Source organism: Pseudonocardia nantongensis (assembly GCF_046546495.1).
Classification (GTDB): Bacteria; Actinomycetota; Actinomycetes; order Mycobacteriales; family Pseudonocardiaceae; genus Pseudonocardia; species Pseudonocardia nantongensis.
On sequence record NZ_JBKGXT010000022.1, the window covers coordinates 60561 to 83179 of the forward strand.

Here is a 22619-nt window from a genome sequence, read left to right on the forward strand (position 1 = left end):
TGATCGATCAGTACTGAGGAGTGTCATCATGGCCGTTCCCAAGCGCCGGATGTCGCGGTCCAACACGCGTGCGCGCCGGTCGCAGTGGAAGGCCACTGCGCCGAACCTGGTGGCCTGCTCGAACCGCGCGTGCCGCGAGCCGAAGCTGCAGCACATCGCCTGCCCGACCTGCGGTCAGTACGACGGCCGGCAGGTCACCAACCCGGCCTGACCCCGCCTGAGGTGGGGGACAAGAGCGTGACCGGTCCGGTGACGGACCGGTCTCCTCTGCTGTCCGCGCTCGGCGTCGAGCTCGACGAGGACCTGCTGATCCTCGCGCTGACGCACCGCTCGTACGCCTACGAGCACGGCGGGCTGCCGACGAACGAGCGACTGGAGTTCCTGGGCGACTCGGTGCTCTCGATCGTGATCACCGAGCGGCTCTACCGGGACCACCCTGACCTGCCCGAGGGGCAGCTCGCGAAGCTGCGCGCCAGTGTCGTCAACATGCACGCGCTGGCCGGGGTGGCCACGGCGCTGCCGACCCCGCCGGGCTCCGTCGCCACGGACGGCACACCGTTCGGCCTGGGTGCCTACCTGTTCCTGGGCCGTGGCGAGGAGCTGACCGGCGGCCGGACGAAGGCCAGCATCCTGGCCGACGGCACCGAGGCGCTGCTCGGTGCGGTGTACCTGCAGCACGGCCTGGAGCCGTCCCGGGAGCTGATCCACCGGCTGTTCGCCGACCTGCTGCACGGCGCGCCGCTGCTCGGCGCGGGCCTGGACTGGAAGACCAGCCTGCAGGAACTCACCGCGTCCGGCGGGCACGGCGTGCCCGAGTACCGGATCGACGAGGAGGGTCCGGACCACCTCAAGCTGTTCACCGCGACCGCCGTCGTCGGTGGCCGTGACCTGGGCAGTGGGGCGGGGCGGACCAAGAAGGAAGCCGAGCAGAAGGCCGCCGAGATCGCCTGGCGCGCGCTGTCCGAGCAGGGCGCCGGCACCGGGCCCGCGTCCGCCCGCTGAGCCGGGACCCGCTCGCGACGTGCCGGAGCTGCCCGAGGTCGAGGTCGTTCGGCGCGGCCTCGCCGACCACGTGCTGGACCGCCGGGTGGCCGCTGTCGAGGTGCTGCACCCGCGGGCGGTCCGCCGGCACGCACCCGGCGCCGCCGACTTCACCGGGCGCCTGACCGGACGCACGCCCCGCGCCGCGGTCCGTCGTGGCAAGTACCTCTGGCTGGAGTTCGTCCCCGGTGGGGCCGGGGACGACGCGCTGCTCGCGCACCTCGGGATGAGTGGCCAGATGCTCGTCGCGGACGCTGCTCGTCCGGACGAGAAGCACCTGCGGGTCCGGCTCCGGTTCGACGACGGCGGCCCCGAGCTGCGGTTCGTCGACCAGCGCACGTTCGGCGGCCTGTCCGTGCACGCGCTCGCGCCCGCCACCGGCGGCGGACTGGTCCCGGAGCCGGTCGCGCACATCGCGCGTGACCCGATGGACCCCGCGTTCTCCGCCGCCGATGCCGTCGCCGCGCTGCGCCGGCGCCGGACCGAGGTCAAGCGGGCGCTGCTGGATCAGACGGTCGTCTCCGGGATCGGCAACATCTACGCCGACGAGGCGCTCTGGCGGGCGAGGCTGCACGGGTTGCGCCCCACGGAGAAGCTCACCAGGGCACAGGGCCACGCCGTGCTCGACGCGGCCGGCACCGTCATGGCCGAGGCGCTCGCCCAGGGCGGGACCTCGTTCGACGCGCTCTACGTCAACGTCAACGGCGCGTCCGGCTACTTCGACCGCTCGCTGAACGTCTACGGGCAGGCCGACCGGGCATGCCGGCGCTGCGGCACCCCGATCCGCCGGGACGCGTTCATGAACCGGTCCTCGTTCACCTGCCCGCGCTGCCAGCCGAGGCCGCGGCGCTGACCAGCTCGTCGCGGCGCTGGGGCCGGTCGTCCGGCCTTCGCGGCGGGCTGTTGATCGCGGCGGCCGGCACGCCGGCTGAACCCGAGCGCCCGCCCACCGGGTCGCCGCCGATCGGGCTGGCCCAGAACGGTGACCAGGTCACCGAGGTACGGCCGTTCGACGCCAAGGGCCGCCCGCTGTCCGGTGTCTACCTGTCCGACCGGGACGGGCAGCCGCTGGCGGTGTACGAGTCCGCCTGCACCGAGGGGAACGGCCGGGCGCGTGTAGGGGAGAGCGCGGCCGGCCCTGCAACCGGTCCGTCCTGCAACCGGTCCGTCCTGCAACCAGTCCGTCCTACAACCAGTCCGTCCTACAACCAGTCGTTGTGCTTGAACGCCGCGAACAGCACGCCGGCGAGGACCAGCATCAGCGCGAACGCCATCGGGTAGCCGAGCGTCCAGTGCAGCTCGGGCATGTAGTCGAAGTTCATCCCGTAGATGCCGGCGACCAGGCTGGGGGCGAACAGGATCGCCGCCCACGAGGACACCCGCTTCATCTGCTCGTTCTGGGTGTAGCCGGCCTCGGAGAGCCGGGTCATCTCCTCGTTCTGGCGCTGCGCCACCAGCGTCGAGTTGACGGTGAGGATGTTGCCGAGCAGGTCCCGGAATCCCTCCACCCGCTCCCGGACCCGGGTGGCGTGGTCGATCACGTCGCGCATCGCCCGGCGTAGCTCGACGTCGGGGGCCTCGCCGGACTTGGCGAACCGGCCGCGCAGCTCGAGGAAGATCTCCTGCAGCGGCTCGACCGCGCGCTGGAACGCGATCACCTCGCGGGTCAGCTGGTAGATCCGCCGGGACACCGCCGGGTCACCCCGGAAGACCTGCTCCTCGATCTGGTCGATGTCGTCCTGCAGGCCGGTCAGGACGGGCAGGTAGTCGTCCACCACCCGGTCCAGGACGGCGTAGAGCACCGCCATCGGGCCGTGCGAGAGGAGCTCCGGATCCCGCTCCAGGCGCTCGCGGACCGCGCCCAGCTCCGGCTCCACCGCGTGTCGCACGGTGATCACGAAGTTCGGACCGAGGAACAGGTGCACCTCGCCGATCTGGACGACCTCGTCCCGGTCGACGTAGCGGGCCGGCCGGAGCACGACGAACTCGGTGTCGCCGTAGCGCTCCATCTTGGGCCGCTGGTGGGCGTTCACGGTGTCCTCGACGGCCAGGCTGTGCAGCTCGAACTCGGCCGCCAGGTCCTGGATCTCGGACTCGTCGGGCCGGAGCATCCCGATCCAGCAGAAGCTGTTGCCGTTTGCCTCGTCGCCGCCGGATCCGCCGTCCCGGCACCGGTGCAGCTCGGCCAGCGCCCCGTCGACCGAGTCCGGCGCGGCGGCCCGCTGCCCGTCGACGTAGACCGCGTTGTCGATCACCGACATTGCTCGGACCTCCCGCCGTGCCGTGGCAGACGAGGAGCGTAACCACGGCGGGGGCGCGGCGCGCCCCGGCGCTCCCGGACGTCACGCACCCGGCGGTAGGGCACCGCGCCAGCGCCCGTACGACCCGGTCGTCGACGTTGCCCGTGGTCAGCGGCAGCCCAAGGCTGTCCAGACGTCGTCCGACAGCGCTGGTGTCCCGTCGACCGTGATGAAGGGTCCCCCGGGGTCACATCCACGGGCCTCTCATCTGCGGAGCGCTCTTACCGGCCGAAGTTCTGGGTCCAGTACCCGTCGGCGAGCCCGACGCCGATAGTGCTCAGCGAGCAGTCCAGGATGTTGCGCCGATGCCCCGGGGACTCCATCCAGTCCTGCACGACGGTGGCCGCGTCCGGCTGGCCCTGGGCGATGTTCTCCGCGCCGGGGGAGGAGTAGCCGGCGGCGGTGATCCGGTCGGCGAAGTCCCGGCCGTCCGGGCTGTCGTGCGCGAAGTACCCGCGCGCCGCCATGTCCTCGCTGTGCCCCTGGGCGGCCGCGCTGATCCGCGGGTCCACGCTCAGCGCGCCGCAGCCGGCCCGGGCACGTTCGGCGTTGGTCAGGTCGACGACCTGCGCGAGCCGGCCGGTGAGCCCGCCGCCCGGGGCGGCGGCCCGGGCCGGTGCGGCCCGGACGGGCGGGTCGCCGGGGCCCCGCTCGACGTCCGGGGCGGCGGCCCGGACCGCCTGGGCCGCCCGGTGCTCGTCGAGGGCGGCCAGCGCCGCGGCGGCCGGGAACCCCGGGTCGGCCGGCACCCGGGTGAACGCGGCACCGGCCGCGCCGGAGACGGCACCCGCGGCGCCGGAGGCCCGGTCGAAGGCGGCACCGGCCGCGCCGGAGGCGGTCAGCGCCGGCGGCGGCGCGGTGGCCGGGGAGCCGGGATCGGCCGGTCCGTCCGTCCCGGGAACGGCCGACGCCGCACCGACCGCGCGGAGCGGGAGGGTCTCCTCGACCGCCCCGCCCGGCCCGGAGGGGCCCTGCGGTGCCACGAGCGGGGCGGCCAGTGGCGCCGCCAGCGCCAGCGCGGCGCCGGCCCCCACCCCGCCGAGCACGGTGCGGGCGGGGCGCGGTGTGCGTCGTCGGATCACGGTGGCGTAACGTAGCAGTACTGTGAGTAGTAACACAGATGCCACCGTTCGGCTCATCGTGTGGGTCCAAGGGGAGGTGCAAGGGGTCGGTTTCCGCTGGTGGACGCGGGCGCGGGCGCTCGAACTGGGCCTCGTCGGGCAGGCCCGGAACCTTCCCGACGGTCGGGTCGGGGTGACCGCGGAGGGTGACCGCGCGGCCTGCGAGCAGCTGCTCGGGCTGCTCCGCGGCGGGGACACCCCGGGCCGCGTCACCTCGGTGTCCGAGCAGTGGGACGAGGCGACCGGCGGGTTCTCCGGCTTCGCCGAGGCCTGACCGGCGGCCCGGCGCCCTCCGGCCCAGGCGCGATCCGGCGGGGGCGTAATCCGGAGCGCCCCGCCGACGAGTTTCCGGGGGTGCCGCGGTCTATCCGTACGGCACCTCCACCACCACCGCCTCCGGGAGCAACGATGACCGTCCAGCTCAACCCGTACCTGCACTTCGACAGCTCGGCCCGGGAGGCGATGGAGTTCTACCGCTCCGTCCTCGGCGGTGAGCTGCAGATCATGACCTTCGGTGACATGGGCGCCGAGGGGCCCGTGCCGCCGCCCGAGGGCGTCATGCACGCCTACCTGGAGACCGCGGACGGGGTCGCCCTGATGGCCTCGGACGGCGACCCGGAACGCCCGATCGGCTCGGCCGCGGCCGGGGTCTCGATCAGCATCTCCGGCGACGACGAGGACCGGCTCGCCGCGATGTTCACCGGTCTGGGCGAGGGCGGCACCGTGGACGTGCCGTTCGAGAAGCAGATGTGGGGCGACCTGTTCGGCCAGCTCACCGACCGGTTCGGGGTGCGCTGGCTGGTCAACGCCACGGCACCGCAGACCTGACGCGCGGCTCGGGCGCCTCCGGCTCGATCACGGCTGACGGCGCGTGCCGTCCCGGGCGTCGCCGGCGTCGGCGATAGGCTGGGCGCTTCCCCCGTACCTGGAGACCGGCGCCCGTGCACCTGAAGTCGCTGACGATGAAGGGCTTCAAGTCCTTCGCCTCGGCCACCACGCTCCGCCTGGAGCCGGGGATCACGTGTGTCGTCGGGCCGAACGGGTCGGGCAAGTCCAACGTCGTCGACGCGATCAGCTGGGTGCTCGGCGAGCAGGGCGCGAAGGCGCTGCGCGGCGGCAAGATGGAGGACGTGATCTTCGCCGGCACGTCCGGCCGGTCGCCGCTGGGCCGCGCCGAGGTCACGCTCACCATCGACAACTCCGACGGCGCGCTCCCGATCGACTACTCCGAGGTCTCGGTGACCCGGCGGATGTTCCGGGACGGCGCCGGCGAGTACGAGATCAACGGCTCCCGCGCCCGGCTGCTCGACGTCCAGGAGCTGCTGTCCGACTCCGGGATCGGCCGGGAGATGCACGTCGTCGTCGGGCAGGGGCAGCTCGACGGGGTGCTGCAGTCCAAGCCGGAGGACCGGCGCGCCTACATCGAGGAGGCGGCCGGCGTCCTCAAGCACCGCAAGCGCAAGGAGAAGGCGCTGCGGAAGCTGGACGCGATGCAGGCCAACCTGACCCGGCTCACCGACCTCACCGCCGAGCTGCGCCGGGCGCTCAAGCCGCTGGGCCGGCAGGCCGAGATCGCCCGCAAGGCCCAGGCCGTGCAGACCGAGCTGCGCGACGCCCGGCTCCGCCTCGCCGCCGACGACCTGGTGACCCTCCAGCAGGAGATCACCCGCGAGGAGGCCGACCAGGAGCGGGCCCGCAAGCGGCATGCCGAGACCGAGGAGCAGCTGGCCGTCTCCCGGGAGCGCCAGCAGGAGCTGGAGTCCGCACTCGCCGAGGACGCCCCGCGGCTGGCCGCCGCGCAGGACACCTGGTACCAGCTCTCCGCGCTGGCCGAGCGCCTGCGCGGCACCGTGCGGCTCGCCGAGGAGCGGGTCCGGCACCTGACGTCGTCCGAGGCGACCGAGCGCACCCCGGGCCGGGATCCGGACGAGACCGAGGCCGAGGCCGAGGCGATCGCCGAGCAGGAGGAGGAGCTGGTCGCCGGGGTCGCCGAGGCCCGCCGCAGGCTCGACGAGGCGGTGCAGGAGAAGGCCGAGCGGGAGCGCACGCTGGCCGCCGCCGAGCGCGAGCACCTGGCCGCGGTCCGCGCGATCGCCGACCGCCGGGCCGGCATCGCCACCCTGGCCGGCAAGGCCGATGCGCTGCGCTCCGGCGTCGCCGCCACCGCCGAGGAGATCGAGCGGCTGTCCGAGGCGCTCGCCGAGGCGGCCACCCGTACCGAGCAGGCCGAGGCCGAGCTGGAGTCCACCCGGGAGAGCCTGGGCCTGGACGCCCACGACGACGGCGGGGACGCGCTCGCCGAGCGGACCGAGCAGGCCGAGGCCGCGCACCGGGCCGCCGAGGCGCGGGTGACCGAGCTGGCCGGGGCCGAGCGGGACGCCGAGCAGCGCCGCGCGCACTGGCGGGCCCGGGTGGACGCCCTGGGTGACGGCCTGGTTCGCAAGGACGGCAGCGGCGCGCTGCTCGGCTCGGGAGCCGAGGACGCCGCCGACGGGGTGCTGGGGGCGGTGGCCGAGCTCGTCGTCGTCGCGCCGGAGGGGCGGACCGCGGTGGCGGCCGCGCTCGGCGAGGTGGCCGAGGGCGTCGCCGTCTCCTCGGTGCCGTCCGCGGCGGCCGCGCTGCGGGCGCTGCGCTCGGGTGACGCGGGCCGGGCCGCGCTGCTGGTCGGGGGGGCCGGTGCGGGCGACGGGCCGCCCGCCCCGATCGGGACGCCGGCCGGGGAGCCGCCCGCCGGGCGCTGGGCCGCCGCGCTCCTCACCGCCCCGCCCGCGCTCGGCGCGGCGCTGTCGGCGTTGCTGGCCGACGTCGTCGTCGTCGACGACCTGGACGCCGCGGCCGCCGCGCTGGACGCCCGGCCGGAGCTCACCGCCGTCACCACCGACGGGGACCTGCTCACCGCGCACGCCGCCCGCGGTGGGGCCGGCGCGGGCGAGGGCGCGCTGCAGCTGCAGGCCGCGGTGGACGACGCCGTCGCCGAGAGGGACGCCGTCGACGCCGAGCTGGAGTCGTTGCGCCCCACCCTGTCCGGTGCCCGCGCGGAGGAGGAGGCCCGCGGCGGGGAGCTGACCGACGCGCGGGCCGCGGCCGCCGAGGCCGACAAGCGCCGCGCCGCCGCGGCGGCCCAGCTGGGCCGGCTGGAGCAGGTCGTCGCGTCCGCCCGGGCCGAGGCGCAGCGGCTGCGCGAGCGCCGAGACGCCGTCGAGGCCCGCCGGTCCGAGTCGCTGACCGAGCTGGAGGCCGCCGAGCACCAGCTCTCGATCGCCGAGGACGTCCCCGCCGACGACGAGCCGGACACCGAGCTGCGGGACGAGGCCGCCGAGAAGGTCGAGGCGGTCCGCTCCGAGGAGGTCGAGTGCCGCCTTGCTCTGCGCACCGCGGAGGAGCGGGCCCGGGCGATCGCCGGCCAGGCCGAGACGCTGCGCCGGCAGGCGCACTCCGAGCGGCAGGCCCGCGCCCGCGCCGCGGCCGCGGCCGCGGAGCGGGAACGGGCAGGCGAGATCGCCCGGCTGGTCGCCGACGCCGGCGCGGACGCCTCCGAGCGGATCGAGGTGTCGCTGGCCGCGGCCGCCGCGGAGCGGGACGAGGTCCAGGCCGCCCGGGCCGAGCGGGAACGCGCGCACGCCGAGGCGCGCGAGGCCACCACGAAGCTGACCGCGCAGCTGGAGAAGCTCACCGACGCCGTGCACCGCGACGAGATGGTGCGCCAGCAGACCCGGATGCGGCTCGAGCAGCTGACCGAGAAGATCCTCACCGACCACGGGATCGGCGCCGACGACCTGGTGGCCGAGTACGGCCCGGACGTGCCGGTGCCGCCGTCCGAGGCAGAGACCGCCGAGTACGAGGCGGCGAAGGAACGCGGCGAGCAGGTCTCCGCCCCACCGCCGGTGCCCTACGACCGGGCCACCCAGGAGCGGCGCCGGAAGCGCGCGGAGAAGGACCTGTCGCTGCTGGGCAAGGTCAACCCGCTGGCGCTGGAGGAGTTCGCGGCGCAGGAGGAGCGCTACCGGTTCCTGTCCACCCAACTGGAGGACCTCAAGAACACCCGCCGGGACCTGCTGACCGTGGTCCGCGAGGTGGACGACAAGATCCTCGAGGTCTTCACGACCGCCTTCAACGACGTCGCGGCCGAGTTCGAGACCGTGTTCGCGACGCTGTTCCCCGGCGGCGAGGGGCGGCTGGTGCTCACCGACCCCGAGGACATGCTCACCACCGGCATCGAGGTGGAGGCCCGCCCGCCCGGCAAGAAGGTCAAGCGGCTGTCGCTGCTGTCCGGCGGGGAACGCTCGCTGACCGCGATGGCGCTGCTGGTGGCGATCTTCCGGGCCCGCCCGTCGCCGTTCTACGTGCTCGACGAGATCGAGGCCGCCCTCGACGACGTCAACCTGCGCCGGCTGATCGGGCTGCTGGAGGAGCTGCGCGCGGCCAGCCAGCTCATCGTCATCACCCACCAGAAGCCGACGATGGAGGTCGCCGACGCGTTGTACGGCGTCTCGATGCGCGGCGACGGCATCACCCAGGTCATCTCGCAGCGGCTGCGCCCCGCTTCCTGACCCACCCGCCGGGACCGCGCTCCGGCGGTTCGGTTCGTGGCCGCCGCACGGGCTCTGGCAGGGTGGCCGGGTGAGCACCCAGACCCTCTGGATCATCGTCGCGGTCGTCGTGGCCGTGTTGCTGATCGCCCTCGTCGCCGGGCTGGTGATCACCCGCCGGCGGCGGATCAGCCTGCGCGAGGACGAGCGGCAGCGCGAGCTCGAGCAGACCGAGCAACCACCCCGGGGTGGCGGCTACCAGGCCGGTGGCGGGTTCGCCTTCTCCTCCGGCACGGCCACGGCCCCGGAACGCCCGGCGTCCGGTGACGCCCCCGAGACGATCCCTCCCGCGCCGGACACGCCCGCCTCTGACACCCGAGCCCGGGACACGCGAGCCCCGGACACCCGAGCCCCGGCCGCCGGGGAGGGGGAGACCACCCCGACCGCGGACGACGTCCGGACCCCGCCCGGAGGCACGCCGGTCCTCGGCGGTGCCACCGAGGCGCGCACCCCGCCCGGCGGGATCCCGGTCAGCACCGCCCCGCCGGTCCGCTCCGGCGAGGTCCCCAGCAGCCCGGTGATCGATACCGCGGAGGCGAGCAAGGACCCGGACACCCGGCAGCTCGCCCGCCCCGGCACCGCACCCGCGGACCCGGACGCGACCGGCCGGCTGCGCACCACGGGCGCCACCGACACGAGCACCGCACCCGACACCGCCTCGACGGACACGCCGCCGACGGGCACGGCGGCAACGGGCACCGCGGCGACCGACACGCGAACCTCCGGGGCCGGCGCCGCGGCCACGGCCGGGACCGCCGCACCCACCCGCCCGGCCGACACCGCACCGGCAGAGGCACCCACCGGGGCCCCGACCGAGCAGACACCGACCGAGCAGGCGCCGGCCGACGCCACCGCGCCGGTCGCCCCCGGCGCGCCGACCGAGGAGATCGCCCCCGCCGAGGGACGGCTCGGCAGGCTGCGCGGCCGGCTGTCCCGGTCGCGGTCCGGGCTCGGCCAGAGCCTGCTCGGCCTGCTCGGCGCCGGCGACCTGGACGAGGAGTCCTGGGAGGACGTCGAGGCCACCCTGCTGCAGGCCGACCTCGGGCCGGAGATGACCGCCGAGATCACCGAGAAGCTGCGCGAGCAGCTGGCCAGCCGCGGCGTCCGCAGCGCCGAGGGGGTCCGGCAGACCCTGCACGACGTGCTGACCGAGGCGCTCGACACCGACCAGGACCGGTCGGTGCACGCCCTGCCGCACGACGACGGCCGCCCGGCCGTGCTGCTCGTCGTCGGCGTGAACGGGACCGGCAAGACCACCACCACCGGCAAGCTCGCCCGGGTGCTGGTCGCGGGCGGCCGTACGGTCACCCTCGGCGCCGCCGACACGTTCCGCGCCGCCGCGGCGGAGCAGCTGGTGACCTGGGGCGAGCGGTCCGGCGCCGGCGTCGTCCGCGGGCCGGAGGGGGCCGACCCGGCGTCGGTCGCGTTCGACGCCGTCAAGCGCGGCACCGCCGACGGCGTCGACGCCGTGCTGCTCGACACCGCCGGCCGGCTGCACACGAAGACCGGCCTGATGGACGAGCTGGGCAAGGTCAAGCGGGTGGTCGAGAAGCAGGCCGAGGTCGACGAGGTGCTGCTGGTCCTGGACGCCACCACCGGCCAGAACGGGCTCACCCAGGCGCGGGTGTTCGGTGAGGTCGTCGACGTCACCGGGATCGCGCTCACCAAGCTGGACGGCACCGCCAAGGGCGGGATCGTGTTCCGGGTGCAGCGCGAGCTGGGCGTCCCGGTGAAGCTGGTCGGTCTCGGCGAGGGCCCGGACGACCTCGCCCCGTTCGAACCGAAGGCGTTCGTCGACGCGCTACTGACCTGATCCGCGGCCGGCGGGACGGCGCGGAGGCGACGCGCCCGTCCCGCCGGATCCGGCAGGTAACCCGAGCGTCATCCGTTCCGGCGGGCTGTTAACGCTCGCGAAACGGATGCGCGCCACCTGCGAAACACGGGATCAGCATCCTTCCTCCCCAGTCGGGAACGACAGACGTGGGAAGGAAGAGCCCGTGGAAGGTCTCAACAGCGGCGATACCGCCTGGATCCTGGCGAGTGCCGCGCTCGTACTGCTCATGACACCGGGTGTGGCGCTCTTCTACGGCGGACAGGCCCGGTCCAAGGGCGTGCTGAACATGATGATGATGTGCTTCAGCTCGCTCGGCCTGGTCGGTGTGCTGTGGATCCTGTTCGGCTACTCGATGGCCTTCGGGACCGACATCGGAGGCGGCCTGCTGGGCAACCCCTTCGAGGCGTTCGGGCTGACCTCGGTCCTGGCCGACGACGAGGCCGTCAACACGCTGCCGGACCTGGCGTTCGTCAGCTTCCAGGCGATGTTCGCGATCCTGACGGTCGCGCTGGTCGCCGGTGCCGCCGCCGACCGCATGAAGTTCGGCGCCTGGATGCTGTTCGCCGGGCTGTGGGCCACCCTGGTGTACTTCCCGATCGCGCACTGGGTCTTCGACCTGGAGCAGGGCTGGATCGCGACCTCGCTGGGCGCGCTGGACTTCGCCGGTGGTACCGCGGTGCACATCAACGCCGGTGTCGCCGCGCTGGTGCTCTGCATCGTCCTGGGCAGGCGCCGCGGCTGGCCGCGTGAGGCCATGCGCCCGCACAACCTGACGATGGTCATGCTCGGTGCGGGTCTGCTGTGGTTCGGCTGGTTCGGGTTCAACGCCGGGTCCTCCGGTGCCGCCGACTGGGCCGCCGCGTTCGCGTTCACCAACACCATCGCCGCCACCGCCGCCGCCATCCTCGGCTGGCTGATTGTCGAGAAGGTCCGCCACGGCAAGGCCACCTCGCTGGGGGCCGCCTCGGGCATCGTCGCCGGACTGGTCGCGATCACCCCGGCCTGTGCCGCGGTCTCCCCGCTGGGCGCGCTGGCGATCGGCGTCGTCGCCGGTGCGCTGTCGGCCTACGCGGTCGGCTGGAAGTACAAGCTGGGCTACGACGACTCGTTCGACGTCGTCGGCGTCCACCTCGTCGCCGGTCTCTGGGGCACCCTGGCCATCGGTCTGTTCGCCACCGACATCGCCCCCGACGAGACCAACGGTGTCTTCTACGGCGGTGGCGCCGGCCAGCTCGGCATCCAGGCGGTCGCCGCGCTCGCCACGATCGTCTACTGCGGTGTGGTCACCACGATCATCGCGCTGGTCGTCAAGGCCACCCTCGGCCTGCGGGTCGACGACGAGGCCGAGCAGACCGGTATCGACGAGGCGGAGCACGCCGAGACCGGGTACGAGTTCTCCGGCCTGCGTGGTGGCAGTGGCCTCGGCTCCGCGCCGAGGCCGCCTGCCGCGGCGCCGGCCACCCCGGCGAAGCAGGAGGCCTGACCCATGAAGCTCGTGACCGCCATCGTCAAGCCGTTCGTCCTGGAGGACGTCAAGGGCGCGCTGGAGCAGATCGGCGTGCTCGGTCTGACCATCAGCGAGGTCCAGGGCTACGGCCGCCAGAAGGGCCACACCGAGGTCTACCGCGGCGCCGAGTACTCGGTCGACGTCGTGCCGAAGGTGCGGGTCGAGGTCGTCGTCGACGACGCGCTGCAGGACAAGGTCGTCGACGCGGTCGTCGAGGCCGCCCGCACCGGCAAGATCGGTGACGGCAAGGTCTGGGTGACCCCTGTCGAGACCGTCGTCCGGGTGCGGACCGGCGAGCGGGGCACCGACGCCGTCTGACGGCTCAGGTTGCTACTACGGCGACCCGCGCAGGAACGGCCCGGGCCCGTCGCACCCGCACGGGGCGCGGCGGGCCCGGCCGCCGTCCGGGCCCGAACCGGGCACCAGGACGACAACGGGACGAGACGGGAGCGGGTGGGTCGGGGCGATGACGGTGCTCGGGTCGGGCGAGGCGACGGACCTGGTCAAGGCGAAGTCGGTGCTGCTGGAGGCGGGTGGGGGCCGGCACCCGCACGGGCCGGAGAAGTTGCGCACGGCGCTGGTGGACCTGCACGACTTCTGGCTCTCGTCGCGGTGCGCGACACTCGGCCTCGACGGCGACGGGAGCGGGGCCGCGCTGGTCGCGGTCGGCGCACTGGGCCGGCGCGAGCTGTGCCCGCACTCGGACCTCGACCTGGTCCTGCTGCACGACGACCGGACCGGTGTCGACACCCTGGCCGAACGGCTCTGGTATCCGCTCTGGGACGCCGGCATCGGCCTCGACCACGCCGTCCGCACCCCCGGCCAGGCCGTCCAGGTCGCCACCACCGACCTCCGCACCGCGCTGGGCCTGCTCGAGGTCCGGCACGTCGCCGGCGACGGCGCTCTCTCGGCGAAGGTGCGCGACGCCGCCCGGAAGGCCTGGCGGGCCGGCATCCGCAACCGGTTCGACGAGCTCGCCGAGACGGCCGCCGAGCGGCGCCGGCGCAACGGTGATGTCGCGCACCGGATCGAGCCGGACCTCAAGAACGGTCACGGCGGCCTGCGCGACGTGGCGCTGATCGACGCGCTGGCCACCGCGCAGCTGGTCGACCGGCCCTCCGCCGAGGTCGCAGCCGCGCGCGCCCTGCTGCTCGACGTCCGCACCGAGCTGCACCGCCGGGCCGGGCGGGCCCGGGACGTCCTGCGCGCCCAGGACGCCGACGACATCGCCGCCGTCCTGGACGTCGGGGACCGCTTCGACCTGGCCCGCGCGCTGTCCGGCGCGGCCCGCGCGGTCGCGTTCGCCGTCGAGGTCGGGCTGCGCCAGGCCCGCGCGGGGCTGCCCCGCCGCGGGCTCGCGGCGCTGCGCCGGGCCCCGGTCCGGCGTCCGTTGGGTTCAGGGGTCGTCGGGCACGGGGGCGAGGTCGGCCTGGCCCGGGACGCCTCGGCGGCCAAGGACCCGGCCCTCGCGCTGCGGGTGGCCGCGGCCGCCGCGCGGACCGGCCTGCCGATCTCCGCCGGCACCCTGACCCGGCTCGCCGACACCGCCCCCGAGCTGCGCGCCCCGTGGCCGCGGGCGGCGCTGACCGAGCTGCTCGCCCTGCTCGGCACCGGGCAGGCGATGGTCGGCGTGATCGAGTCGCTGGACCGCACCGGGCTGTGGGGGCGGCTGTTCCCGGAGTGGGGTGCGGTGCGCGACCTGCCGCCACGCGACCGGACGCACGTCTGGACGGTCGACCGGCACCTGGTGGAGGTGTGCGCGCAGGCCGCGCGGCTGACCACCCGGATCGCCCGCCCGGACCTGCTGCTGCTCGGTGCGCTGATCCACGACATCGGCAAGGGGCGCGGCGGGGACCACTCCGAGGTGGGGGAGTCGGCGGCCCGCCGGATCGGCGAGCGGCTCGGCCTGCGGGACGGCGACGTCGTGCTGCTGGCGGCGATGGTCCGCCACCACCTGCTGCTGCCGCACACCGCGACCCGGCGCGACCCGGAGGACCCGGCGACGGTGGCCCGGGTGCTGGACACGCTCCGCGAGGCGGTCGCCGAGGGTGGCCGGCCGGAGCAGGACGTCGCGGTGCTGGTGGAGCTGCTCGACGCGCTCGCCGAGGCGGACTCGCTGGGCACCGGGCCGGGCGTGTGGAGCCCGTGGCGGCGCACCCTGATCCAGGGCCTGTCCGGGCGGCTGCTGACCGCGCTGGACGGCCGGCCGTTCGTCGAGCCGGGCCCGCCGGACCCGTCGTCGGCGGGGATGGCGCCGGCGGTGAAGGCGGACGGGAACCCGCAGGTCACCTTCTCCACCGGCGACGACGTCGCGACCGTGGCGGTGGCGCTGCCGGACCGCCGCGGTGCGCTGTCCGCGGTGGCCGGGGTGCTGGCCCTGCACTCGCTGCAGGTGCACACCGCCGAGATCACCGTCGAGCGCGGGGTCGCGGTGCAGACCTTCGCGGTCACCCCGCGGTTCGGTGGGCTGCCCGAACCGGCGCTGGTCCGCGGGGACCTGGTGCGCGTGCTCGACGGTGCGCTGGAGCTGGCGTCGGCGCTGGCCCGCAAGGAACGCGACTACGCCCCCGCGGCCCCCGAGGTGGAGCGGACCGCGCCGCCCCGGGTGCTGTGGTTCGACGACGAGGTCACCGGCGGTGTCGTGCTGGAGCTGCGCGGTACCGACCGGATCGGCCTGCTGCACCACGTCACCGCGGCCCTGGAGCGGTCCGGGTCGGACGTGCGGTGGGCCCGGGTGGAGACGCTGGGGGCCTCGGTCGTCGACGCGTTCGGCCTCACCGGCGCGCCGGACCGCACGGTGCGGCGGGAGGCCGAGCGAGCGGTCCTCGCGGTCGCCGCCGGCCGGGCCGGTGAGGTCCGCCGTGGAGCCGCCGGGCCGCCGTCCGGTGTCTCCCGGTGACCGCGCCCCGGAACCCGGCGCTCGCCCAGTAGGCTGGTAAGGGTGTTCGACTCCCTCTCCGAGCGGCTCGGTTCCACGCTGCGCGACCTCCGCGGCAAGGGCCGGCTCTCCGACGCCGACATCGACGCCACCGCGCGCGAGATCCGGATCGCGCTGCTGGAGGCGGACGTCGCCCTGCCGGTGGTCCGCGGGTTCATCTCGCGGATCAAGGAACGGGCCAAGGGGGCGGAGGTCTCCGGTGCCCTGAACCCGGCCCAGCAGGTCGTGAAGATCGTCAACGAGGAGCTCGTAACGATCCTCGGCGGCGAGACCCGGCGCCTCAACCTGGCCAAGGAACCGCCGACCGTCATCATGCTGGCCGGTCTGCAGGGCTCCGGCAAGACGACGCTGGCCGGCAAGCTGGCCCGCTGGCTGAAGGGCCAGGGGCACACCCCGCTGCTGGTGGCCTGCGACCTGCAGCGGCCGAACGCGGTCAACCAGCTGCAGATCGTCGGCGAGCGGGCCGGTGCGCCGACGTTCGCCCCGCACCCGGGCGCGACCGGTTCGGGCGAGCTGCCCGAAGGCCCCGGCGACCCGGTCGGCGTCGCCCGCGACGGCATCGCGCACGCGAAGGACAGGCAGTACGACGTCGTCGTCGTCGACACCGCGGGCCGCCTCGGCGTCGACGAGGAGCTGATGCGCCAGGCGTCCGACATCCGGACCGCGGTGCAGCCCGACGAGGTCCTGTTCGTCGTCGACGCGATGATCGGTCAGGACGCGGTGGCCACCGCCGAGGCGTTCCGGGACGGCGTCGGGTTCACCGGTGTCGTGCTCACCAAGCTCGACGGCGACGCCCGCGGCGGTGCGGCGCTGTCGGTCCGCGAGGTCACCGGCGAGCCGATCCTGTTCGCCTCCAACGGCGAGAAGCTCGAGGACTTCGACGTCTTCCACCCGGACCGGATGTCGTCGCGGATCCTCGGGATGGGTGACCTGCTCTCGCTGATCGAGCAGGCCGAGCAGGTCTTCGACGCCGAGCAGTCCGAGGCCGCCGCCCGGAAGATGAGTTCCGGTGAGCTCTCCCTGGAGGACTTCCTGCAGCAGATGCTGCAGCTGCGCAAGATGGGGCCGATCGGCAACATCCTGAACATGCTCCCGGGGGCGAACCAGGGGCAGATGAAGGCGGCGCTGGACCAGGTCGACGACGGCCAGATCGACCGCCTGCAGGCGATCATCCGCGGCATGACCCCCGCCGAGCGGGACGACCCGAAGATCATCAACTCGTCGCGCCGGCAGCGGATCGCGAACGGCTCCGGCGTGACCGTCTCGGACGTGAACGACCTGGTCGACCGGTTCTTCGAGGCCCGCAAGATGATGAAGCAGATGGCTGGCCAGTTCGGTCTCGGCGGGGGCGGTCGCAGCGCGACGAAGAAGCAGCCGAAGAACGCGCGCAAGGCCAAGCAGGCCAAGAAGGGCCGGCGCAGCGGCAACCCGGCGAACCGGGCCGCGCAGGGCGAGCCGGACCTGTCGAACCTGCCGCCGAGCCTGCAGCAGATGCCGCCGGGACTGGGCTCGATGGATCAGCTGCCGCCCGGGTTCGACCCGTCGAAGCTGAACTTCGGGAAGAAGAAGTGACGTAGGGTCCGGACTCATGTCCGATCTTCCGGCCGCGGGGTGGCGGCTGCGCGGGACGTTGCTGGGGCCCACCGGTGCGGAGTCCGCGGACCTGTACGTCGACGGCGCCGGGCGGATGAGCGACGAGCCGCTGCCGGGTGCGGAGGATCTCGTCCGGGAGGGCTGGATCGTCCCCGGGCTGGTCGACGCGCACTGCCACGTCGGCCTCGGTCCCTCCGGGCCGGTGACCGACCTGGAGGAGTGCGCCGAGCAGGCGCGCACCGACCGGGACGCCGGCACCCTGCTGATCCGGGACTGCGGCTCGCCGGTGGACACCAGCCCGCTGCAGGCCCGCGAGGACCTCCCGGAGATCATCCGGGCGGGCCGGCACGTGGCCCGGCCCAAGCGTTACATCCCCGGCGTGGCCGCCGAGCTGGACGACCCGCGGCTGCTGGTCGACGAGGTCCGGGCCCAGGCCGCCCGCGGTGACGGGTGGGTCAAGCTGGTCGGCGACTGGATCGACCGCGGGCTGGGCGGCGGCGCGGACCTCGCCCCGCTCTGGCCGGGCGAGGTGCTCGCCGAGGCGATCGAGGCGGCCCACGACGCGGGCGCCCGGGTCACCGCGCACGTCTTCGGGACCGACGCGCTGCCCGGCCTGATCGGTGCCGGGATCGACTGCATCGAGCACGGCCCGGGCCTCACCGACGACCTGATCGCCGAGATGGCCCGCCGGGGCACCGCGCTGGTCCCGACCCTGATCAACGTCGAGACGTTCCCGTCGATCGCCGACAGCGCGACGAAGTACCCGCGCTACGCGGGCCACATGCGAGACCTGCACTCGCGCGCCTGGGAGGTCGTCGGCCGGGCGATCGAGGCCGGCGTCCCGGTGTACGCGGGCACCGACGCCGGCGGCGGGATCCGGCACGGCCGGATCGCCGACGAGATCGCCGAGCTGGCCCGCGCCGGGCACCCGGACCCGCTGGGCGCGGCCAGCTGGGCGGCCCGGTCCTGGCTGGGCCGGCCCGGCCCGTCCGCCGGGGTGCCCGCCGATCTCGTGGTCTACGACCGGGACCCGCGGGCCGATCTCGGGATGCTGCGCGCGCCGTCGGTGGTCCTGATCCGCGGGCGTCGGGTATCAGTGGGCCCATGACCGCTGGGAGCCCCGCCGGCCCGTACCCGCCGGCTCCGGCCGGGCCGCAGCAGCCGTCCGGGCCGTTCGGGATCGACCGCTCGCCGTCCCCGCCCCGGCACCGCTGGGGGCTCTGGGCGTTCCTGGTCGTGGAGATCGTGTTCCTCGGCTCGTCGGCGGTGGTCGGGCTGAGCATCGACATCGACTCGGCGCTCGAGGTGCTGCTGGCGATCACGGTCCCGACCGTGCTGGCCGCGCTGACCAGCCTCGGCTGGACCCGGTGGCGCGGCAACGGCCCGCGGCTCGACCTGGGTCTGCAGTTCCGCTGGGAGGACATCGGGGTCGGGCTGCTGGTCGGGCTCTGCGGGCTGCTCGTGACCGTCCCCGCCGCGATCGTCTACCTCTACCTGGTCGGTCCGGACGTCGGGACCGCCGTGGGCGAGTCGTTCGCCGGGATCAGCGCGTCCTGGCCGGTCGCGCTGCTGGTGATGTTCGGCGTGGTGGTGGTCGCACCGGTCTGCGAGGAGATCGTCTACCGAGGGCTGCTGTGGAACGCCGTCGCGAAGTGGATCGCGAACCGCTGGGTCGTGTTCGTGCTCACCACCGCGGTGTTCGCGCTCGCCCACCTGGAGTTCGTCCGGGCCCCGCTGCTGTTCGTGGTGGCCCTGCCGCTGAGTGTCGCGCGCCTGCTGACCGGCCGGATCACGGCCGGGATCGTGGCGCACGCGGTCAACAACTTCCTGCCAGGCCTGGCCCTGGCGCTGATGCTGGTCGGGGTCGTCCCGGCGGTCTGAGGCCCGGCGGTCGAGGGCCGAGGCTGGGCGCTGAGGCCCGGCGGTCGAGGGCCGAAGCTGGGCGCTGAGGCCCGGCGGTCGAGGGCCGAAGCTGGGCGCTGAGGCCCGGCGGTCGAGGGCCGAGGCTTGACACCGGGAGACATCTGGCAGAATGACCGGTCGGGCCCGTGGCCGGCCCTCTATCCAGCCACGGCCGACCGACCTTCCGAGTGAGCGAGCCCGTACCCCACGCGAGCCGAGCTGACTCATCGCAGCGCACGACACGACATTCGCGAGGAGCACCACAGCGTGGCCGTCAAGATCAAGCTGATGCGTCTGGGCAAGATCCGTCAGCCGTACTACCGCGTCGTCGTCGCGGACGCCCGTACGCGACGGAACGGCCGGGACATCGAGACCATCGGCAAGTACCACCCGAAGAACGAGCCGAGCCTCATCGAGATCGACTCGGAGCGGGCGCAGTACTGGCTGGGTGTCGGCGCGCAGCCGACCGAGACGGTGCAGAGCCTGCTCAAGGTCACCGGTGACTGGCAGAAGTTCCACGGCCTGCCCGGTGCCGAGGGCACCCTGAAGCCGCAGCCGGAGAAGGTCGACAAGCTGGCCCGGTTCCAGCAGGCGCTGGCCGAGGCCAACGAGGAGCCGTCGACCGCGGCCACCACCCCGAAGAAGAAGGGTGGCTCGCCGGAGCGCGTCGGCAAGACCGCGGACGCCGCCCCGGCCGCCGCCGCGACCAAGGAAGACGACGTCGCCGAGGCCACCAAGGACGCCGACAAGCCGGCCGCCGAGTCGACCGAGTCGTGACCGTGTTGGCGGACGCGCTCGAGCACCTCGTGCGCGGCATCGTCGACCACCCGGACGACGTGCGCGTGGAGCTGGTCACCGGGCGGCGCGGCCGGATCCTCGAGGTTCGCGTGCACCCGGACGACCTGGGCAAGGTGATCGGCCGTGGCGGCCGCACCGCCACCGCCCTGCGCAACGTGATCGGTGGCGTGGGCGGGCGCGGCGTGCGGGTCGACGTGGTCGACACCGACCGGTGACGAGCAGCACCCCCCGCGTGCCGAACGCGGACCACGACGACGCCGGCCGGGACGAGGTCCTGGTCGGCGTCGTCGTGCGCGTGCACGGTCTGCGCGGCGAGGTCGTCGTCGAGGCGCGGACCGACTCCCCGCAGGAGCGGTTCGCCCCCGGGGCGGTGCTGCGCGGCCGGGGGACCGGCCGCGCGGCCGATCCCGGCGCGCTGACCGTCGCCGGTGCCCGCGCTCACTCCGGGCGCTGGCTGGTCTCCTTCGACGGCGTCGCCGACCGGGACGCCGCCGAGCAGCTGCGCGGGGTCCGGCTGACCGTGCCGACCGCCGGGCTGGACGCCCCGGACGACCCGGAGGAGTTCCACACCCACCAGCTGACCGGCCTGCGGGCCGAGCTGACCGACGGGTCCGAGGCGGGCACCGTCACCGACGTCGTGCACGGGCCCGGCGGGGCCCTGCTGGTGCTGCGCCGCCCGGCCGGGCACGAGGCGCTCGTCCCGTTCGTCGGCGCGCTCGTACCGACCGTCGACCTGGCCGGTGGCCGGATCGTGCTCGATCCGCCGGACGGGCTGCTCGACCCCGAGGACTGAGCTCCTCACCGGAGCGACGCCGGGATCACCGTGGGGCGGGTCGAAGCCGGGCTCGCCCCGGCCGGGCACGACGCCACGGCCGCCGCGCTGGCCGGCCTCGGCATCGATCTCGACGAGGTCCGGCGGCGGACGGAGGAGAACTTCGGCCCCGGCGCGCTCGACCGGCCCCGGGCCGCCCGCGGGCGGTGGTGGTCGGGCCACATCCGCCGATCTTCTGCCGGTCAGCGGCGCCGGACCTCGCCCCGGCTGCCGGTCCCGAGGTCGAGCGGGTGCAGGTCGTCGGCGTCGGAGCCCTCGCCCGGCGCCTCGGGTTCCGGGCCCTCGTCGTCCTCGTCGTCGCGGTCCCGGCCGGTCACCGCGGACCGGACGCCCGGGGTCTCGGCGAGGGTGGCGGCCAGTCGGGGCAAGTCACCGCGGCCGTCCAGGCGCAGCGTGAGCGCGGCGACCCGGGACCCGTCGTGGTCGGTCCGCTCCCGGTGCACGGCCACGCCGGCCACCGAGAACCCGGCCGCGGTGCAGCGCTCCAGCACGCCGCGCAGGACGCCGAGGCCGTCGGTGTAGCGGATCCGCAGCACCGGCGGGCGCCGACGCCGTCGCCGGACGGTCCGGGACACCGGCCGCAGCCCGCGGGTCACCAGGAAGTGTGTGAGCGTGGCCAGGACCGCGAGCAGCGGGAGCCCGGCCCCGCACGCGGTCCCCACCGCCGCGGCCAGCCAGATCGTGGCCGCGGTGGTCAGCCCGCGAACCACGTCCTGCCGGACGAAGATCAGCCCGGCGCCGATGAACCCGATCCCGGACACGATCTGCGCCGCGATCCGGGACGGGTCGAGGGCCACGTGGTCGGTGCCCAGCAGGTCGGCGAAGCCGTACTTCGAGATGACCATGAACACGGCGGAGCCGACACCGACCAGGACGTGCGTCCGCAGCCCGGCGTTCTTCGCCCCGGCCTCACGCTCCAGGCCGATCGCGACCGTCAGGACCAGGGCCAGCAGCACCGGCGGGAGCAGCGTCCACTGGTCCGCCGCCGACCACGACGGTGCCGACCACGCTTCGGGCATCGCCGACCTCCCTCCCGGACCGCGGTCCGTGGCCTGCGACGATCCGCGCCGTGCGGATCGACGTCGTCACCATCTTCCCGGCCTACCTCGAACCGTTGCGCGAGGCACTGCTGGGTCGGGCGATCGAGCGCGGGCTGCTCGAGGTGGCGGTGCACGACCTGCGGAGCTGGACGCACGACGTGCACCAGGCCGTCGACGACGCGCCGTACGGCGGTGGCCCGGGGATGGTGATGCGCCCGCAGGTCTGGGGCGACGCCCTGGACACGGTCCTGGACGGCCCGCCCGCCCGGCTTGTCGTCCCGACGCCGGCGGGCCGGCCCTTCAGCCAGGCCACCGCTCGCGCGTGGGCGGAGGAGGACCGGCTGGTGTTCGCCTGTGGCCGGTACGAGGGGATCGACGAGCGGGTGCTGCTGGACGCGCGGAGCCGCGGCGTCGAGGTGGACGAGATCTCGATCGGCGACTACGTCCTGGTCGGTGGCGAGGTCGCGGTGCTGGTGATGGTCGAGGCCGTCGCCCGGCTGCTGCCCGGGGTGCTCGGCAACCCGCGCTCGGCGGCCGAGGACTCGTTCTCCGACGGGCTGCTCGAGGGGCCGGCCTACACCCGTCCGGAGGCGTGGCGCGGGCACGCCGTGCCGGACGTCCTGCGCAGCGGCAACCACGCCGCGATCGACCGGTGGCGCCGGGATCGTGCCCTGGAACGGACCCGGGACCGGCGTCCGGACCTGATCGACGCCCTGCCCGCGGACGCGCTCGACGCCGCCGACCGCAGGGCCCTGGCCGCCGGGCGCACCGACGACCCGGACGAACCGGCGGGGGGCTGAACGTGCCGGGACGCCGCGCGCGCTGCGCGAGAGGGGCGTCCGACCGGCGCTGATGCGCCGGGCGTGACCACCGGGTGTCCGGCGCGATCGGCTCGTCTGGCACTATGGACGGGTTGCCAGCGCCGTGTGCGGTGCCCGGTGACGGTCCCGTGTACCGGTCGAGCAGACCGGGCACGGCGCGGACCGCCCCGGCGCCCGCCACCCGGACGAGCGTCCCACCCACCGAGTGGTGCGGGCGGCCCGGGTGGCCCCGGGAATCGTCCCCGGATCGACCGGGGCGGCACCGCACGACCTGCACGAACACGAGCACGACACACGAGGACG

At 74.7% G+C, this 22619-nt stretch carries 20 protein-coding genes; 17 read left to right on the forward strand and 3 right to left on the reverse strand.

Going from position 1 to position 22619, the window contains the following annotated elements:
• Nucleotides 1-28 precede the first annotated feature (28 nt).
• The 3 genes from rpmF to mutM are packed head-to-tail and all read left to right on the forward strand — an operon-like array spanning nucleotide 29 to nucleotide 1894.
• On the forward strand, nucleotides 29-211 hold the full coding sequence (gene rpmF, locus ACLFMI_RS21720; protein WP_410949767.1) for a 50S ribosomal protein L32: 183 nt from the start codon (nucleotides 29-31) through the stop codon (nucleotides 209-211).
• 11 nt (nucleotides 212-222) lie between these two features.
• Nucleotides 223-1002 (forward strand): ribonuclease III, encoded by a 780-nt coding sequence (gene rnc, locus ACLFMI_RS21725; RefSeq protein WP_410949768.1) that lies wholly within the window; start codon nucleotides 223-225, stop codon nucleotides 1000-1002.
• 19 nt (nucleotides 1003-1021) lie between these two features.
• Nucleotides 1022-1894, forward strand: coding sequence for a bifunctional DNA-formamidopyrimidine glycosylase/DNA-(apurinic or apyrimidinic site) lyase (gene mutM, locus ACLFMI_RS21730; RefSeq protein ID WP_410949769.1), 873 nt, complete (start codon nucleotides 1022-1024; stop codon nucleotides 1892-1894).
• 349 nt (nucleotides 1895-2243) lie between these two features.
• Here the strand turns inward: mutM and ACLFMI_RS21735 are convergent, their stop codons facing one another.
• The gene (locus tag ACLFMI_RS21735) at nucleotides 2244-3302 is read right to left on the reverse strand and encodes a magnesium and cobalt transport protein CorA (RefSeq protein ID WP_410949770.1); all 1059 of its coding nucleotides are present in this window, start codon (nucleotides 3300-3302) and stop codon (nucleotides 2244-2246) included.
• A gap of 260 nt (nucleotides 3303-3562) precedes the next feature.
• Complete coding sequence (locus ACLFMI_RS21740; RefSeq protein ID WP_410949771.1) at nucleotides 3563-4423, reverse strand: CAP domain-containing protein; 861 nt, start codon at nucleotides 4421-4423, stop codon at nucleotides 3563-3565.
• 22 nt (nucleotides 4424-4445) lie between these two features.
• Here ACLFMI_RS21740 and ACLFMI_RS21745 point away from each other — a divergent pair, with 22 nt between their 5' ends.
• From ACLFMI_RS21745 to rimM, 13 genes are all read left to right on the forward strand, one after another.
• Entirely contained in the window at nucleotides 4446-4736 is a 291-nt protein-coding gene (locus tag ACLFMI_RS21745; RefSeq protein ID WP_410949772.1) for an acylphosphatase, read from the forward strand.
• A gap of 134 nt (nucleotides 4737-4870) precedes the next feature.
• Complete coding sequence (locus ACLFMI_RS21750; RefSeq protein WP_410949773.1) at nucleotides 4871-5290, forward strand: VOC family protein; 420 nt, start codon at nucleotides 4871-4873, stop codon at nucleotides 5288-5290.
• A 113-nt stretch (nucleotides 5291-5403) separates the two neighbouring features.
• Nucleotides 5404-9012: a chromosome segregation protein SMC gene (smc, locus tag ACLFMI_RS21755; RefSeq protein ID WP_410949774.1), complete on the forward strand. Its 3609-nt coding sequence runs from the start codon at nucleotides 5404-5406 to the stop codon at nucleotides 9010-9012.
• A gap of 70 nt (nucleotides 9013-9082) precedes the next feature.
• A complete protein-coding gene (gene ftsY / locus ACLFMI_RS21760) occupies nucleotides 9083-10864 on the forward strand; it encodes a signal recognition particle-docking protein FtsY (RefSeq protein WP_410949775.1) in 1782 nt (593 codons plus the stop codon).
• A 247-nt stretch (nucleotides 10865-11111) separates the two neighbouring features.
• Entirely contained in the window at nucleotides 11112-12368 is a 1257-nt protein-coding gene (locus tag ACLFMI_RS21765; RefSeq protein WP_410949800.1) for an ammonium transporter, read from the forward strand.
• 3 nt (nucleotides 12369-12371) lie between these two features.
• Nucleotides 12372-12710, forward strand: a complete 339-nt coding sequence (locus ACLFMI_RS21770; protein WP_410949776.1) for a P-II family nitrogen regulator — start codon at nucleotides 12372-12374, stop codon at nucleotides 12708-12710.
• Between the two features lie 148 nt (nucleotides 12711-12858).
• Entirely contained in the window at nucleotides 12859-15291 is a 2433-nt protein-coding gene (locus ACLFMI_RS21775) for a [protein-PII] uridylyltransferase (RefSeq protein WP_410949777.1), read from the forward strand.
• A gap of 42 nt (nucleotides 15292-15333) precedes the next feature.
• Nucleotides 15334-16902, forward strand: coding sequence for a signal recognition particle protein (gene ffh, locus ACLFMI_RS21780; protein ID WP_410949778.1), 1569 nt, complete (start codon nucleotides 15334-15336; stop codon nucleotides 16900-16902).
• A 16-nt stretch (nucleotides 16903-16918) separates the two neighbouring features.
• Entirely contained in the window at nucleotides 16919-18031 is a 1113-nt protein-coding gene (locus ACLFMI_RS21785; protein WP_410949779.1) for an amidohydrolase family protein, read from the forward strand.
• Nucleotides 18028-18804 (forward strand): CPBP family intramembrane glutamic endopeptidase, encoded by a 777-nt coding sequence (locus ACLFMI_RS21790; RefSeq protein ID WP_410949780.1) that lies wholly within the window; start codon nucleotides 18028-18030, stop codon nucleotides 18802-18804. Before ACLFMI_RS21785 ends, ACLFMI_RS21790 begins: the two co-directional genes overlap by 4 nt.
• 288 nt (nucleotides 18805-19092) lie before the next feature.
• Entirely contained in the window at nucleotides 19093-19602 is a 510-nt protein-coding gene (rpsP, locus tag ACLFMI_RS21795; RefSeq protein WP_410949781.1) for a 30S ribosomal protein S16, read from the forward strand.
• Complete coding sequence (locus tag ACLFMI_RS21800) at nucleotides 19599-19838, forward strand: RNA-binding protein (RefSeq protein WP_410949782.1); 240 nt, start codon at nucleotides 19599-19601, stop codon at nucleotides 19836-19838. The genes rpsP and ACLFMI_RS21800 overlap by 4 nt, the downstream gene beginning before the upstream one ends.
• Before the next feature lie 17 nt (nucleotides 19839-19855).
• Entirely contained in the window at nucleotides 19856-20416 is a 561-nt protein-coding gene (rimM, locus tag ACLFMI_RS21805) for a ribosome maturation factor RimM (RefSeq protein WP_410949783.1), read from the forward strand.
• Between the two features lie 221 nt (nucleotides 20417-20637).
• Here the strand turns inward: rimM and ACLFMI_RS21810 are convergent, their stop codons facing one another.
• Nucleotides 20638-21474 (reverse strand): MgtC/SapB family protein, encoded by an 837-nt coding sequence (locus ACLFMI_RS21810; protein WP_410949784.1) that lies wholly within the window; start codon nucleotides 21472-21474, stop codon nucleotides 20638-20640.
• Between the two features lie 50 nt (nucleotides 21475-21524).
• Between ACLFMI_RS21810 and trmD the strand changes: the two genes are divergently transcribed.
• Nucleotides 21525-22295: a tRNA (guanosine(37)-N1)-methyltransferase TrmD gene (gene trmD / locus ACLFMI_RS21815; RefSeq protein WP_410949785.1), complete on the forward strand. Its 771-nt coding sequence runs from the start codon at nucleotides 21525-21527 to the stop codon at nucleotides 22293-22295.
• Nucleotides 22296-22619 lie beyond the last annotated feature (324 nt).

Excerpts from the sequence above, each read along its gene's own strand:
- rpmF (WP_410949767.1), top strand. The coding sequence starts at position 29 with ATGGCCGTTCCCAAGCGCCGGATGTCGCGGTCCAACACGCGTGCGCGC.
- ACLFMI_RS21735 (WP_410949770.1), bottom strand. The coding sequence starts at position 3,302 with ATGTCGGTGATCGACAACGCGGTCTACGTCGACGGGCAGCGGGCCGCC.
- ACLFMI_RS21750 (WP_410949773.1), top strand. The coding sequence starts at position 4,871 with ATGACCGTCCAGCTCAACCCGTACCTGCACTTCGACAGCTCGGCCCGG.
- ACLFMI_RS21765 (WP_410949800.1), top strand. The coding sequence starts at position 11,112 with ATGACACCGGGTGTGGCGCTCTTCTACGGCGGACAGGCCCGGTCCAAG.
- ACLFMI_RS21770 (WP_410949776.1), top strand. The coding sequence starts at position 12,372 with ATGAAGCTCGTGACCGCCATCGTCAAGCCGTTCGTCCTGGAGGACGTC.
- ACLFMI_RS21775 (WP_410949777.1), top strand. The coding sequence starts at position 12,859 with ATGACGGTGCTCGGGTCGGGCGAGGCGACGGACCTGGTCAAGGCGAAG.
- ACLFMI_RS21785 (WP_410949779.1), top strand. The coding sequence starts at position 16,919 with ATGTCCGATCTTCCGGCCGCGGGGTGGCGGCTGCGCGGGACGTTGCTG.
- ACLFMI_RS21790 (WP_410949780.1), top strand. The coding sequence starts at position 18,028 with ATGACCGCTGGGAGCCCCGCCGGCCCGTACCCGCCGGCTCCGGCCGGG.
- ACLFMI_RS21810 (WP_410949784.1), bottom strand. The coding sequence starts at position 21,474 with ATGCCCGAAGCGTGGTCGGCACCGTCGTGGTCGGCGGCGGACCAGTGG.